Source organism: Arthrobacter sp. Y3224055 (genome assembly GCF_059090825.1).
On the sequence record NZ_JBNHGB010000001.1, the window covers coordinates 830,154 to 844,350 of the forward strand.

A 14,197-nucleotide genomic window follows, 5' to 3' on the forward strand; every position below is an offset into this window, starting at 1 on the left:
ATTATCCCGGTCAGGGGGCCTTTCTTATTGGCTGGATTCAGTACTCCGCTGCAACTGCACTCGCGGCCGCTGTGCAGGGGCCAGTGCTTGCTGGGTCAGTGTTGCAGCCGCATCCGCTGCAGGATGGTCGCGGAGATTTCCTCCACGGACATGAATGCGGAGTTGACGTACGGGATCCCATTGACGGCGTACATGTCCTCGGCGCTGCGCAGCTCGAAGCTGCACTGGGCCAGCGAGGCGTAGGTGCTGTCCGGCCGGCGCTCCTGGCGGATTTGGCTTAGCCGGATCGGCAGCGATGTCAGCCCAAAGCATCTGCGCACGAAGGGCCGCAACGGCTCCGGCAGCGAGCGGCGGGCGAAGTCCTCCTCGATCAGCGGGAAGTTGGCGGCCAAAATGCCGTGCTGCAGCGCCAGGTACATCGTCGTCGGGGTCTTGCCGCAGCGCGAGGGCGCGATCAGGATCAGTTCCGCCCGTTCCAGAGCGCGGATGGACTGCCCGTCGTCGTGCTCGATGGCGTATTCGACGGCGGTCATGCGTGATTGATAGCGGATGGCGTCGCCGACGCCGTGCGCCCGGCCCGGCTCGCCGGTGGCGGAGGCCTGCAGGGCTTGCTCGAGCTGGCCGATGTGGGCACCGAACAGGTCCACGAAGTGTCCCTTGCTCCCGGCCAGGATCGCACGGATGTCGCTGCCGACGGCGGTGGAGAAGACGATCGGCCGCTGCCCGGCCGCGGCGACGCTGTCGATGATGGTGACGACCTCGCGCGCCTGTTCCTCCGTCCCGATGAAGGGAATGGTGCGCCGCTCCAGCCGCGGCCCGGGGAACTGGGTCAGCAGCGTGTTGCCCAGCGTCTCGGCCGTGATGCCGGTGCTGTCGGAGAGGAAGAACACCACGGGGCCGGGGCCGTGGCCCGCCCCCGTGGTGTTCCGGGGAAGGTTTCCGCTCACCGTGCGGTTCCGGGCAAGCTCATCCCCGGACTGCGGTCTCACGACCGCGGGCCAGGCGCAGCCAGGTGTCGGTCACGGCGTCCGGGTTCAGCGAGATCGAGCTGATGCCCTGTGCCAGCAGCCATTCGGCGAAGTCCGGGTGGTCGCTGGGGCCCTGGCCGCAAATGCCGACGTACTTGCCGCGGGCGCGGCAGGCACCGATCGCCATCTCCAGGAGCTTGGTGACCGCCGGGTTGCGTTCGTCGAATCCCCCGGAGACCAGGGCCGAGTCCCGGTCCAAACCCAGAGTGAGCTGGGTCAGGTCGTTGGAGCCGATGGAGAAGCCGTCGAAGTACTCCAGGAACTCATCGGCCAGCAGGGCGTTGGCCGGCAGTTCGCACATCATCACGATTTCCAGCCCGTCCTCGCCGCGGACCAGCCCGTTGACGCCAGCAGCTCGGTCACCCCGCGGGCCTCGTCGAGGGTGCGCACGAAGGGGACCATAACCTTGATGTTGGACAGGCCCATCTGCGTGCGGGCCAGCTTCAGGGCCTCGCACTCGAGTTCGAACGCCTGGCGGAACGAGTCCGAGAGATACCGGGAGGCGCCGCGGAAGCCGATCATCGGGTTCTCTTCCTCGGGCTCGAAGGCCGGGCCGCCGAGCAGGTTGGCGTACTCGTTGGACTTGAAGTCCGAGAGCCGAATGATCACCGGTTCAGGGGCGAAGGCGGCCGCGATCGTGGCGATGCCTTCGGCCAGCCGGCGGACGTAGTAATCCCGGGGCCCGTCGTACGCGGCGATCTTCTCCTGGATTTGCTGCACCGTGTAGTCGGACAGCGCGGCGGGGCGCTCGATTTCCCCGGCCAGGGCCAGCAGGGCGTTGGGGTGGATGCCGATCTGGCGGTTGATGATGAATTCCAGCCGGGCCAGGCCCACGCCGCGATGCGGCAGCCGCGAGAAGCTGAAAGCCTGTTCGGGGGTGCCGACGTTCATCATGATCTTCACCGGTGCTTCCGGCATCGTGTCGAGGGCGGTCTCCTCCAAGGTGTAGTCCAGCAGCCCGGCGTAGACCAGACCTGCCTCGCCTTCGGCGCAGGAAACGGTCACCGGGGTGCCCTCGGTGAGCACCTGGGTGGCGTTGCCGGTGCCGACAACGGCCGGGATGCCCAGCTCGCGGGCGATGATGGCCGCGTGACAGGTGCGCCCGCCGCGGTCAGTGACGATGGCGGCGGCCTTCTTCATGATCGGTTCCCAGTCCGGGTCGGTCATGTTGGCCACGAGCACGTCGCCGGGCTGGAAGGAGGACATCTGGTCGATCGAGGTCAGCACGCGCACCTGGCCGGCGCCAATGCGCTGGCCGATGGCCCGGCCCTCGGCCAGCACCGCGGAGCGCTCCTTGAGCGTGAAGCGCGAGAGGGTGCCGGCCGCCTTGCGGGACTCGACGGTCTCGGGGCGGGCCTGCAGGATGTACAGCTGGCCGTCGGTGCCGTCCTTGCCCCATTCAATGTCCATGGGGCGGCCGTAGTGGGCCTCGATAGCCACCGCGTGCCGGGCCAACTGCTCCACCTCGGCATCCGTGAGACTGAAGCGCCGCCGCTGCGAAACCGGCACCGGGGCGAACTCGATGGTGCGGCCGGGCTCGGCGGATGCCGCGTAGGTCATCTGCACGGCCTTCTCGCCCAGGCCGCGCTTGAGGATGGCCGGCCGGCCGGCGGCCAGGGCGGGCTTGTAGACGTAGAACTCGTCGGGGTTCACCGCACCCTGGACCACGGCCTCGCCCAGGCCGTAGGAGGAGGTAATGAAGACCGCGTCGCGGAAGCCGGACTCGGTGTCCATGGTGAACATGACCCCGGAGGAGCCGACGTCGGAGCGGACCATGCGCTGGATGCCCGCCGAGAGGGCCACCTCGGAGTGGGTGAACCCGTGGTGGACCCGGTAGGCGATCGCGCGGTCGTTATAGAGCGAGGCGAAGACGTCCCGGATGGCGGCCAGCACGTTCCCGATGCCGCGCACGTTCAGGAACGTTTCCTGCTGGCCGGCGAACGAAGCGTCGGGCAGGTCCTCGGCGGTGGCACTGGAGCGGACGGCCCAGGACACGTCCTCGCCGTGGTTGCCGGCCAGTTGCGTATAGGCGGCGCGGATCTGCTCCTCGAAACCGGCCGGGAACGGTGCCTGGCGGATCATTTCCCGAATCCTTGCTCCGGCGGCACCCAAGGCCGTCACGTCGTCGCTGTCCAGGCCCGCGAGGACTGTCTCGATGCCGGCTTCCAGGCCGGATTCGCGCAGGAAGCGGCGGTAGGCGTCGGCGGTGGTGGCGAAGCCGTCCGGGACCTTTACTCCGGCCGTTGCCAGGTTTCCGATCATCTCGCCCAGCGAGGCGTTCTTGCCCCCGACCTGGTCAAGGTCGGACAGGCCAACTTCGGAAAACCACAGAACGTCAGTCATGGATGATGCTCCTTTTGGGCCATGCGCTCCAAGGCGCTGTGGGTAAAAGAGGTGATGCCCAAGGCTGTCCGGAGGAGCTCCCGGACACAAGCGGTTGTGACACACGCAACAGTTCTCAAGGTCACGAAAGGTCACCGAATGGACGCGCAGCCCGCGGGCCCCGCATCAGCGCCGGACAAACCGGCGCACCCTCAGGAGCTGCGACGAGGATGTGTGCCTACCCGCCCTGGTTCGCCTTTCGCTCGCGTTCCTCGTAGGCCTCGTGGCCGGGACCGGTGAACGCCTGGTTGCGCTCGATGGCGTCGATGGAGCCGGTGAACAGCTGAGAGTCGCCCGCGCCGGCCATCGCCGGGGCCGCGGGACGGCGGCGGCCGGCGGGGGCCTCGCCGCTCTCCGCCGGGCCGACGGCTTCCCACCGCTGCCGAGGCAGCGCCTGCGGGTATTCGCGCTGCAGGAAGGTAACCATGGATTCCCGCACCAGGCAGCGAAGGTCGAACAGTGTGCCGCTGTCCCCGGCACTGACCAGGATGCGCACGCGGACCAGCGAGTTGACGGCGTCGGTGACCTGCAGGATGGCAGTGCGTCCGTCCCAGATCTCGGCCGCCTCCACCACGGCCTTGAGGTGCGCGCGCAGCTCATCCAGGGGAACCCGCCAATCCACGTCCAGCTCCACCGTTCCCAGCAGGGCGGCGGTCCGGCGGGTCCAGTTCTCGAAGGGCGTGCTGGTGAAGTAGGTGGAGGGCAAGATCAGCCGCCGGTCATCCCAGATGTGGACCACCACATAGGTCATGGTGATCTCCTCCACCGTGCCCCATTGGTTCTCGACCACCACGACGTCATCCACCCGGATGGCATCCGTGAAGGCCAACTGCATGCCGGCAAAGACGTTGGTCAGGGAGCTCTGCACCGCGAGGCCGGCGACCACGGACAGGACGCCGGCGGAGGCCAGGATACCTGCACCGAGGGCCCGGACCTGGGGAATGGTCAGCAGCACGCACGCGACCGCGATCGTCACGATCAGCGCCACGGCCACACGGCGCCCCAGGATCACCTGCGTCTTGAGCCGGCGCAGCCGGCGGTTGTCCTTGGTGTCCGTGCGGTACTTGGCCAGGATGGCCGCCTCAATGACCAGGAGTACGACGACGGCGAACCAGGCCAGCGCAGCTATGAGCACCACGATCAGGACGAAGTCCACGGCGGCGTGCCACGGCTCACCGGCGGACGTGATACGCAGGCCCACCCGGATTCCGATGACGGCCAGCGCCGCCCGGAAGGGGCTGCGCCCGCGGGCCGAAACATCCCGGATGTTGGGCACACGCCGGAACAGCTGGTTCACTGCAACCCGCAAGAGCGCGGTGATCACCAGTGCTGAGGCAACGGCGATCAGCACTACTGTCGCCGGCTGGATCAGGTAGAGATAATCATCCATATTTTCGATGGTGCAGATCCGGCGCGGAGCCTGTCCAGTCGGGTTGCGCGACGGGCCCGGACAGATACTGGGGCTGGAGTGTTTGGAGTTGCCTGCTCAGGACCGCGCAGCCCCAGCCTAACGAAAAACAGTTCGGTTAGTCGAACCGAACTGATTTTGCTAGGTTGGTTTCATGGCAGATCTTTCCAGAGGCAATGAGACTGGCGGCGAGCAGCCAACACCGGGGGTGCAGGTCCGCCACGGCTTCGCTCTGCTGCTCCAATGGGCCAGCAGGAAAAAGATCCGCCGATACGTCTTCGGCCCCGAAGCCGAGGACCTCTCGCCCACCGACACGGCACTGCTGGAATACCTGACCAGGAGCGGCCCGATGCGGCTATCCGACCTGGCTGCGCAGTGGGGAGTGAATAAATCCACCATGACCCCGCAAATCCGCCGCCTCGAAGCCAGGGAATTGATCGACCGCCGGCCGGACCCCGCCGACCGGCGGGCGACCCTCCTACAGACATCCGCCGCCGGTATTCAACTGCAACAGCAGATCGGCGCCGCCGGCGCGGCAGCGTTCGATGAAATACTCTCCAGCTGGTCACCGGAAGACAGGGAAATCCTCGGAGCCATGCTGGTCCGCTTCGCCAACGAGCTCTCCGCCGCCATGCCCCGGCTCTTCCAAAACACCGCGTCAGCCCCCTCCGACATTCCTCCGGCCCACGACCCGGAAAGAACCCCCAACCCCTAGAGCAACCCCCCGGGCCGAGATTTCCGCGACGTCTTCCACTCGCGTCGGGGAGGTGTTTCGTGCTCTCAAACTGCTGTCCTCGCCGGAGGGCACTGCCGTGCCTTTCGGCACCGCACCCAAATTGCTCCATGAACTTTGTGAAGGTTGACTGAATGAGTGAAAGCAACGATATACAAGAAACGGTGACGTCCAGCGGCACGCTCAGGCGCCACGCCCCACTGATCGCGGCCGAAGCCCTCTTCGCATTCTCTGCACTCAGCGCGCTCATGCGCGGCGAGCCCACGGCAGCCGTCATCCCCGTCGCACTGCTACTGGCCTCGTTCCCGGTTCTGCTGGTGGAGCGGTGGGCGCGCGTTGAAATCCCCGCACGCCTACAGGGGCTCTACGCAGTGCTGCTGCTCGGCGGCCCGTACCTGGGAAGCCAACTGGGTTTCTACGCCATCTGGACACCGTGGGACACGGTCGTGCACTTCTACTCCGGATTCGTCGTCGCGCTCGGGATCGTTTTTGCCCTGGCCATCACCGGCCGCCGCTACGGGTTCTCGATGCCGCCCTGGCTCGCAGCGGTGATGATCGTCGCGTTCAGCGGTTTCGTCGCCCTGCTGTGGGAGATCGCGGAGTTCGCCTCCGATGCCGTGCTCGGCACCGAAGCCCAGATCACCAACTTCGACACCATGACGGACCTGATCGCCGGAACCGCGTCGGCGATCATCGTGGCGGCCACGCGGATCCTCGTCCGGCACAAGGGCTGGTTCCCCTCCGCCGAGACCCTGGCACAGGGCCCACCACCTCGGCAGGTACCCAGTGCGCACACCCCGGCCGCGGGGCACCCTCGGAGTGCTCCAGTAACCGAAGGCGCCATGCGATAAGACCCGAACCACCGGGCCGACGTGGCACGGCCGCCGTCGCACTTGAATCACAGGTTTCCCCGGAGCGTGCGGTGACGCTCCTCACCAAATTCGCCATTTGGCCACTGGGGGGTCTACAGTCAGAAACGCCGCAGGGTGGAGCAGTTCGGCAGCTCGCCGGGTTCACAACCCGGAGGTCGTAGGTTCAAATCCTACCCCCGCAACTACTAGTGGGACCCTTGCCTGTTTCAGGCCGGGGTCCCACTTTTTTGGCCTACTCCCCTGCCGGAGCGCAGCCCGGAACCAGCTGGCAGCGCCCGAAGACGGACCCGAACGACCACGGGCAGCAGCCCGGCCGCCGACCAACGGCGGGCAGCAGCGCGCGGCCAGGAGCACCGCATGGCGGAGCCGCGCCGCGGGTTTGTCCCCAGCGGCGTCCGGGCGGGGAGACGGAGGCGGGGCCCGGAAAAATTGCTCCCCCGCAGGTGGGCACGGACAGGCTTGGGAGGTCTACGCTGTTCACCGCCACGGTTTTTTGGGCGACGTGCCGCTGACATAAGCGGCAGGCGCCGCCCGCGAGAGAAGGAGAATCCGATGGCTAACGCCGAAGACGACAGCATCTCGAACAATGAGGCGCTGAAACCACTCGTCGAACGCAGTCGCTTCGGCGTGGCGGAACGGCGCAAGCCCGCCGATGCCGATTCCGAGGCCAAGCGCCCGCCCATATCGAGCACGGAACTGAGCAAGGGACCCGCCGAACTCACCGAGAACCGCGGCCCCCGGGTCAACTGGCGGGTTTTCATCATCTCGTCGGCGATCGTCCTCGCGTTCTCGATCTGGGCCATCATGGCCCCGGGCAACGCGGCCGGCACGATGCACACCATGGTCGGCTGGATCGCCACCAACCTGGGCTGGTTCTACGTCCTGACCGTCACCCTGGTCATTCTTTTCGTCCTGTGGGTGGCCCTCTCCAAGGAAGGCAGCGTTAGGCTCGGCCCCGACCACTCGCGCCCCCAGTACAACCTCTTCACCTGGGTCGCCATGCTCTTCGCCGCCGGCGTGGGCATCGACATGCTCTTCTACTCCGTCACCGGCCCGATCACGCAATACATCAACCCTCCCACCGCCGCGCCCGAATCGGCGGAAGCCGCGCAGGACGCCGTCGTCTGGACCATGTTCCACTACGGGGTGGCCGGCTGGTCGATGTATGCCCTTCTCGGCATGGCGATGGGGTATTTCGCCTACCGCTGGGGCATGCCGCTGTCCATCAGGGCCGCGCTCTACCCGCTGCTGGGTAAGCGCGTGCGCGGGGCGACCGGCGACGTCATCGACATTTTCGCCTTGGTCGGCACCGTCTTCGGCGTCGCCACGTCGATGGGCATCGGCGTCGTCCTGCTCAACGTCGGCTTCAGCTGGTTGTTCGGCCTGCCGGAGGGCCTGGCCCTGCAGATTGCCCTGGTGCTCGTCGCCGTCGTCATGACCGTGGCGGCCTGTACCTCCGGCGTCGACAAGGGGATCCGGTGGATCTCCGAACTGAACCTGTGGGCGGCCGGAGCGATGATGCTCTACATCCTGGTCACGGGCAAGACCTCGTTCCTGCTGAACGCCATGGTCGAGAACATCGGCCGCTTCATCTTCTCGCTGCCGGAGCGCACCCTGCAGACCCTGGCCTACGAGGAGGACGGTTCGGCATGGATGGCCGGCTGGACCCTCTTCTTCTGGGCCTTCTGGCTGGCCTGGGGCCCGTTCGTCGGCCTCTTCCTGGCACGGATCTCGCGCGGCCGGACCCTGCGGGAATTCGTCATCGCGGCCATCACCGCCCCGGTCCTCTGCGACTTCTTCATCGTCTCAATCTTCGGCAACAGCGCCATGAGCGAGGTGCTCGCCGGCAATACCGAGTTTGCCCAGGAGGCCATCAACAGCCCCGAGCACGGGTGGTATGCGCTGCTGGAAATGTTCCCGGGCGCCCCGTTCCTGATCGGTCTGGCCACCCTCTCGGGTCTGCTGTTCTACCTCACCAGCGCCAATTCCGGTGCGATGGTGATGTCGAACTTCTCCTCCATGATCCCCGATCCGGCGATGGACGGCGCCAAGTGGCTGCGCATCTTCTGGGCCCTGGTCACCGCGTTCCTCACGGTGGCCATGCTGGTGGCCGGCGGCGTGACAACCATGGAATACGCAACCCTGATCTTCGCGTTGCCGGTGACCGTCATCGCGTATCTGGTGATGGCCTCCTTCTCGAAGGTGCTCAGGATGGAACGGGCCGAGCGCGAGGGGCAGGTGCTGCGACGGCGCACTGCTGCCGCCCATGGCGGGCAGATACCGGAGAAGACCTGGCGGCAGCGCCTGGCGCGGCTGCGGTCCTACCCGTCGAACAAGGCCGTGGCACAGTTCGCCGAGCGGGTCGTGCAGCCGGCGCTGCAGGACGTCGCCAAGGAATTCACCGAACTCGGCTACGAGGCAGAGATGACGACGACGCCGAACCCGAAGACCGGCATCGACGAGCACATCCTCGTGGTGAATATGGACGACCACCGCGACTTCCACTACCAAGTGGCCGCGGTCGAGGCCCCCGTTCCGACCTTCGGCGGCCGCAGCATGCCCCGCGAGATCGACACGTACTACCGGCTCGAGGTGTTCACCCAGACCGGCAGCGAGGGCTACGACCTCATGGGTTTGACCCAGCAACAGGTCATCAACGACGTCCTCGACCGGTACGAGGCGCACCTGGCGTTCCTCAAGTACTCCAGCGAACACGCCTACGCCTCCGTCCTCACCCCCGTGGTGCCGCCGACGACCGAGTCGATTCCGCACGTGCCCAAGAAGGCCGACGACGTCGAGAAGCTCGACGAATCCTAGGAGCGCCGGCCGGCGTCTCGGCGGCCCATTGACTCCCGACGAGCCGCCGGCCCCGTTCCGATACAGTCGTTGCATGGGCACCGACGACATTTCCTTCCATACCCGCAAGTGGGTGCGTCCCGAAGACCTTAACGCCAACGGCACCCTTTTTGGCGGCAGCTTGCTGCGGTGGATCGACGAGCAGGCGGCCATCTACGCCATCGTCCAGCTGGGCAACGGCAAGGCAGTGACCAAGTACATGTCGGAGATCAACTTCGTCAGCTCGGCCCGCCAGGGCGATCTGATCGAGATGGGCCTGAAGGCCACGCATTTCGGCCGGACGTCCCTGACGATGCGGGCCGAGGTGCGGAACATGTTCACGCGCCAATCGATCCTGACCATCGAGAAGATCGTGTTCGTGAATTTGGGCGAGGACGGCCAGCCCGCACCGCACGGCTTCACCGAGATCACGTACACCCGCGACCGAGTTCCCCGGCAGCACCTGGACTCGGTACCCGACAGCAGCCCTTAAGGCCGGGTGCACCGGCACAAGGAACGCGGGTGCACAGTTCCGGACGGGTGCAGCGAACGCGCATCTGTGGAGGACAACCGGCAGCGGGGATCCGGGCCTGTTCGTTCCCCGCATGCGGTGGAACAATGACGGCCATGACCGATTACATGCACGTCATCGCCGACGAGTCGGACCGCTTCATTGACACCCTGCGGAACAGCGATCCGCATGCGGCGGTGCCGACGTGCCCCGGGTGGACCTCGGACGATCTGTTGTGGCACCTGACCACGGTGCATGCGTTTTGGGCGGCAATACTTCGCGACGAGGCCCAGACGGATGCCGACTCCGAACGCCTCGAGGCGCAGGAACCGCAGCATCCCGGCAGCCGTGGCGCCGTACTGGGCTTGTTCGGGCAGCACACGGCCGATCTTCTCGCCGAACTCCACAAACGCCGCGACAGTGATCCGGCATGGTTTTGGCTGGAGCCGGCCAAAACGGTGGGTTCCATTCGGCGCATGCAGGCTCACGAGGCCACGATGCACCGCATCGACGCCGAGCTCACCACCGGAGCAGACTCAGCACCGGTCGATCCCCATATGGCCGCCGACGGGATTGCCCATGCAGTGGAGGTGATGTGGGCCTGGTGGGGAACCCTGCCCGGCTTCGAGTTCACGCCGGTGGCGGATGTGGTTGAACTGGCAGCCTCCGACAATGCCTCCGTCTGGCGTCTGCAGCCCGGCCGCTGGAGAGGCAGGGGTGAATCCGGAACGTCCTACGACAAGCCCGGCGTCGTTCTCACGTCCGGCGGCGCGGTCGGGGCAAGGGTCAGCGGGTCTGCGGAAGCTATCTATCGCTGGTTGTGGGGCCGCGCCCCGGAACCGGACACGACGGGCGACCCCACCAGCCTGGCCGCGCTCCGCGAGGCTCAATCCGAAGGGATGCAGTAGGCGGGCCGGGTCCGAGGACCCGGCCCGCCGCCGTCGTTGTTTGTGAGGGGTTACTCCGTCGCCGCCAGCTGGCCGCAGGCGCCGTCGATCTCCTTGCCGCGGGTGTCGCGCAGCGTGGTGGGGACGCCGGCGTCGTTGAGCCGGGCCACGAACTCGCGGGTGACGTCCGGGTCGGACGAGGTCCAGATGGAGCCCGGGGTGGGGTTCAGCGGGATGGGGTTGACGTGCACCCAGCCGCGGCCGCGTTTGTTGAGCTTCTTGGCCAGCAGGTCGGCCCGCCACGCGTGGTCGTTCATGTCCTTGATCAGCGCGTACTCGATGGAGACGCGCCGGCCGGTGCGCTGGTAGTAGCCGTAGGCCGCGTCCAGCGCCTCGTCGACCTTCCAGCGGGAGTTCACCGGGATCAGCTCGTCGCGCAGCTCGTCGTCCGGGGCGTGCAGGCTGAGCGCGAAGGTGAAGGGGAGGTTCTCGTCGGCGAGTTTGTTGATCGCCGGGACCAGGCCCACGGTGGAGACGGTGATGCCGCGGGCGCTCATCCCCAGGCCCTCGGGCGCCTCGTCCACCATGCGGTGCACGGCATTCATCACGCGCTTGTAGTTGGCCAGCGGCTCGCCCATGCCCATGAAGACGATGTTGGTAACCCGGCCCGCGTCGGGGCCGGCGTCCTTGCGCTTGCCGCCGAGGCCGCCCTCGGCGATGACCCGGTTGGCCTGAACGATCTGGTCCAGGATTTCCGCGGTGGACATGTTGCGGGTCAGGCCGGCCTGGCCGGTGGCGCAGAACGGGCAGTTCATGCCGCAGCCGCACTGGCTGGACACGCAGAGCGTGACCCGGCCCGGGTAGCGCATCAGGACCGATTCGACCAGCGAGCCGTCGAAGAGCCGCCAGAGGAACTTGATCGTGTCACCGTTGTCGGTGGTCAGGCGCTTGACCTCGGTGAGGAGGGTGGGGAAAAAGGCCTCGGCCAGTTCCGCGCGCCGCTCCTTGGGCAGGTCGCTCATGCGCTCGGGGTCGGTGGTGTAGTGCTGGAAGTAGTGCGTGGACAGCTGCTTGGCCCGGAACGCCGGCAGTCCCAGCTCCTTCATCTTGTCCTGCCGCTCGGCCAGCGTCATGTCGGCCAGGTGGACCGGCGGCTGCGTGACCCGCGGGGACTTGAACTGCAGCAGCGGACGGCCCTCGCTGGTGACGGCCTGGTTCCAGCCCTCGGCGGCGGGACGCACCTGGGGCCGGTCGGAAGTTTTTTGGGGGGAAGAAATCTGCGAAGACATTGCCACCTATTGTCTCACAGGCACGATATAGTTCTCCCTCCGCCGCCGGCGGGCCGGGGTCACGGCTGCTGCCGGCCGCTCGGCCGCCGCCCCGGACGGGCGAGCTGTGCTTATTCTGGTCCAATGCGGATATGGAGCCTGCACCCCCGGCTGCTCGACCGGAGGGGCCTGGTGGCCTGCTGGCGGGAGGCCCTGCTGGCGCAAAAGGTTCTCGCAGGCGAAACCAAGGGCTACCGCAACCACCCGCAACTGCAGCGGTTCCGTGCCGCGGAGGACCCGATGGCAGCCATCGGCGCCTATCTGGAGGGGCTGGCGGCCGAGGCTGCGGCCCGCGGATATGCGTTCAACACCAGCCTGATCCGGTGCCCGGGAACCTCGGCGGCCGGTGCCGCCGCAAGGCAGCGGCAGCCTCGCCTGCCGGTCCATTCGGAACAGCTCAGCTTCGAACTGCGGCATCTGATCGCCAAAATCGCGGTGCGGGACCCGGCCCACGCCGTGGTCCTGAACCAGGGGCTGGAGCGGCAAAGCCCCGGCCGGGTCCCCGACCCGCATCCGCTGTTCACCACGGTCGAGGGACCGGTGGAGGATTGGGAACGGCCGGTGTGACGCCTTCCGGCCCGCCCGCGTGAACGCGGCCGGCCCGGACATGGCCGAGTCGGAGGCCAGTTGTATCGAGCGGAGTGGTTAATTGAGTGACTCAATCGCCCCGACCGTGCACCGGCCTGGCGTTTGCCGGGGGTTCTCCGACCTCGTGGATGGTATGGCCGCTGCAAGCCGTCTTGGTTACGCTGGCCCGCTCGATGCGTGACACGGTAAACCATCGCATGGCGTTGCGCAGCCGGCACCACCCGACCAGGTACCACTGGCCGTTCGTGGAGGCGAACAGCACCGGCTCAACGTCGCGGGTGGTCGTGGTCTCGTCTTTCGAGGTGTAGCGGATGCGGATCACCCGCTGCTCGGCCATCGCCTCCTCCAGTGCCGACTTGATGGAGCGCGACGAGGAGGGAAGCGCGTTGACCCAGACGCGGTCGGCCAGCTCGTCGGCCCGTGCCCGGGTTTTGGGATCGAGGACGTCCAGGATCTTCTGGATACCTGCTGCTGCCAGATCGGCGTAGGGGGCATCGGGTGCAGCGGACACGGCTGCCATAAGCGCCACGGCCTGCGCCGGGGACAGGCTGACGGGCGGCAGCGACGCGCCTGTAGCCAATCCGTAGCCACCGCCGGGACCCGGGCGAGACCATACAGGCGCACCGCTGTTCTCCAACGCATCGAGGTCTCTCTTAATAGTGCGCACGGATACCGCGAACTCTCTTGCCAACCGGTCGGCGGAAACCCCCCGTGCGCCGCTGCGGCGCAACATCTCGGACAGGGCATGGAGCCGCTCGACTCGCTTCACCGTTCAGACGCCGACAAAATCATGACATAAATAGTGACATACCCTTGTCCGTAGCGCCTGCGAGGGTAGTGCCATGACAACTACTACGAGCACTCCGACCATCATTCTCATCGCCGGCCACTGGCTGGGCGCTTGGGCGTGGGATGAAGTCCTTGAACACCTGACGGCCGACCGCTCCCGCGCAATCGCGATGACGCTGCCCGGTCTCGACGGGGACGATCCCGAGCGTGCGGCGAAGACTCTCGACGATCAAGCCACGGCGGTCCTGGACGTCTTCACTGAACTCGGGGTCTCCAAGGATCAGCCCGCAACTCTCGTCGCCCACAGCGGGGCGAACGCCCCCGTCAGCCTCGTCCTCGACCGGCGCCCTGAGCTTGTCCATCGAGTGGTGTGGGTCGACTCCGGCCCCGTGGCGACGGGAAGCGCCTTCGCCCCGGACCTCCCGGAGGAGTTGAAGGAGCTTCCGCTGCCGCCCCTCGACGTGCTCGCACAGCAGGCGAGCCTCGAAGGCCTGAGCCCCGAGGTCCTCGAGCGTTTTCAGGCCCGGGCCGTCCCGGAGCCCGGACCCGTGCTTCGTCAGCCCGTCGAGCTCACGAACGATGCCCGCCGCAAGGTCCGGACCACCCTGGTGTGCTGCTCGATCCCGAGCGCGCAGGTGCTGGAACTGGCCCGCGCAGGCCATGCCATGTTTGCCGAAGTCGCGAACATCGAGCACCTCGACGTCCTTGACCTCCCGACGGGGCACTGGCCTATGTGGAGCCGTCCCCGCGACCTCGCCACGGCCATCCGGTCAGCGGCTTCTCGAACCAACTGAACTGCACGTACAACCTGAAGGGGTCGGCCAACGTGTTCGGTC

11 protein-coding genes, 1 tRNA gene and 1 pseudogene are annotated in these 14,197 nt (G+C 66.9%); 8 read left to right on the forward strand and 5 right to left on the reverse strand.

Annotated elements, in window-relative coordinates; all coding sequences use genetic code 11:
* Window positions 1–95: 95 nt before the first annotated feature.
* The 3 genes and pseudogenes from AC5RTY_RS04000 to AC5RTY_RS04010 form a co-directional block, all read right to left on the reverse strand.
* A complete protein-coding gene (locus AC5RTY_RS04000; RefSeq protein WP_494139003.1) occupies window positions 96–947 on the reverse strand; it encodes a pyruvate, water dikinase regulatory protein in 852 nt (283 codons plus the stop codon).
* Window positions 948–966: 19 nt separating this feature from the next.
* Window positions 967–3,371, reverse strand: a pseudogene (gene ppsA, locus AC5RTY_RS04005) (phosphoenolpyruvate synthase).
* A 217-nt stretch (window positions 3,372–3,588) separates the two neighbouring features.
* On the reverse strand, window positions 3,589–4,800 hold the full coding sequence (locus AC5RTY_RS04010) for a mechanosensitive ion channel family protein (RefSeq protein ID WP_494139004.1): 1,212 nt from the start codon (window positions 4,798–4,800) through the stop codon (window positions 3,589–3,591).
* A 172-nt stretch (window positions 4,801–4,972) separates the two neighbouring features.
* On the opposite strand from AC5RTY_RS04010, the gene AC5RTY_RS04015 reads away from it, so the two are divergent.
* From AC5RTY_RS04015 to AC5RTY_RS04040, 6 genes are all read left to right on the forward strand, one after another.
* On the forward strand, window positions 4,973–5,533 hold the full coding sequence (locus tag AC5RTY_RS04015; RefSeq protein WP_494139005.1) for a MarR family winged helix-turn-helix transcriptional regulator: 561 nt from the start codon (window positions 4,973–4,975) through the stop codon (window positions 5,531–5,533).
* Between the two features lie 152 nt (window positions 5,534–5,685).
* The gene (locus AC5RTY_RS04020) at window positions 5,686–6,402 is read left to right on the forward strand and encodes a DUF2238 domain-containing protein (RefSeq protein ID WP_494139006.1); all 717 of its coding nucleotides are present in this window, start codon (window positions 5,686–5,688) and stop codon (window positions 6,400–6,402) included.
* 129 nt (window positions 6,403–6,531) lie between these two features.
* Window positions 6,532–6,605: transfer RNA gene (locus tag AC5RTY_RS04025), tRNA-Val, on the forward strand.
* A gap of 370 nt (window positions 6,606–6,975) precedes the next feature.
* Complete coding sequence (gene betT, locus AC5RTY_RS04030) at window positions 6,976–9,240, forward strand: choline BCCT transporter BetT (protein WP_494139007.1); 2,265 nt, start codon at window positions 6,976–6,978, stop codon at window positions 9,238–9,240.
* Between the two features lie 73 nt (window positions 9,241–9,313).
* On the forward strand, window positions 9,314–9,751 hold the full coding sequence (locus tag AC5RTY_RS04035) for an acyl-CoA thioesterase (RefSeq protein WP_494139008.1): 438 nt from the start codon (window positions 9,314–9,316) through the stop codon (window positions 9,749–9,751).
* 134 nt (window positions 9,752–9,885) lie between these two features.
* The gene (locus tag AC5RTY_RS04040; RefSeq protein WP_494001069.1) at window positions 9,886–10,677 is read left to right on the forward strand and encodes a maleylpyruvate isomerase family mycothiol-dependent enzyme; all 792 of its coding nucleotides are present in this window, start codon (window positions 9,886–9,888) and stop codon (window positions 10,675–10,677) included.
* Window positions 10,678–10,727: 50 nt separating this feature from the next.
* On the opposite strand, the gene rlmN is transcribed toward AC5RTY_RS04040, so the two are convergent.
* On the reverse strand, window positions 10,728–11,945 hold the full coding sequence (rlmN, locus tag AC5RTY_RS04045; RefSeq protein ID WP_494139009.1) for a dual-specificity RNA methyltransferase RlmN: 1,218 nt from the start codon (window positions 11,943–11,945) through the stop codon (window positions 10,728–10,730).
* A gap of 123 nt (window positions 11,946–12,068) precedes the next feature.
* Here rlmN and AC5RTY_RS04050 point away from each other — a divergent pair, with 123 nt between their 5' ends.
* Window positions 12,069–12,551: a pyrimidine dimer DNA glycosylase/endonuclease V gene (locus AC5RTY_RS04050; protein ID WP_494139010.1), complete on the forward strand. Its 483-nt coding sequence runs from the start codon at window positions 12,069–12,071 to the stop codon at window positions 12,549–12,551.
* 91 nt (window positions 12,552–12,642) lie between these two features.
* Here AC5RTY_RS04050 and AC5RTY_RS04055 read toward each other — a convergent pair whose 3' ends face one another.
* Window positions 12,643–13,341, reverse strand: a complete 699-nt coding sequence (locus tag AC5RTY_RS04055) for a helix-turn-helix transcriptional regulator (RefSeq protein WP_494139011.1) — start codon at window positions 13,339–13,341, stop codon at window positions 12,643–12,645.
* A gap of 73 nt (window positions 13,342–13,414) precedes the next feature.
* On the opposite strand from AC5RTY_RS04055, the gene AC5RTY_RS04060 reads away from it, so the two are divergent.
* Complete coding sequence (locus AC5RTY_RS04060; protein ID WP_494139012.1) at window positions 13,415–14,155, forward strand: alpha/beta fold hydrolase; 741 nt, start codon at window positions 13,415–13,417, stop codon at window positions 14,153–14,155.
* Window positions 14,156–14,197: the final 42 nt, after the last annotated feature.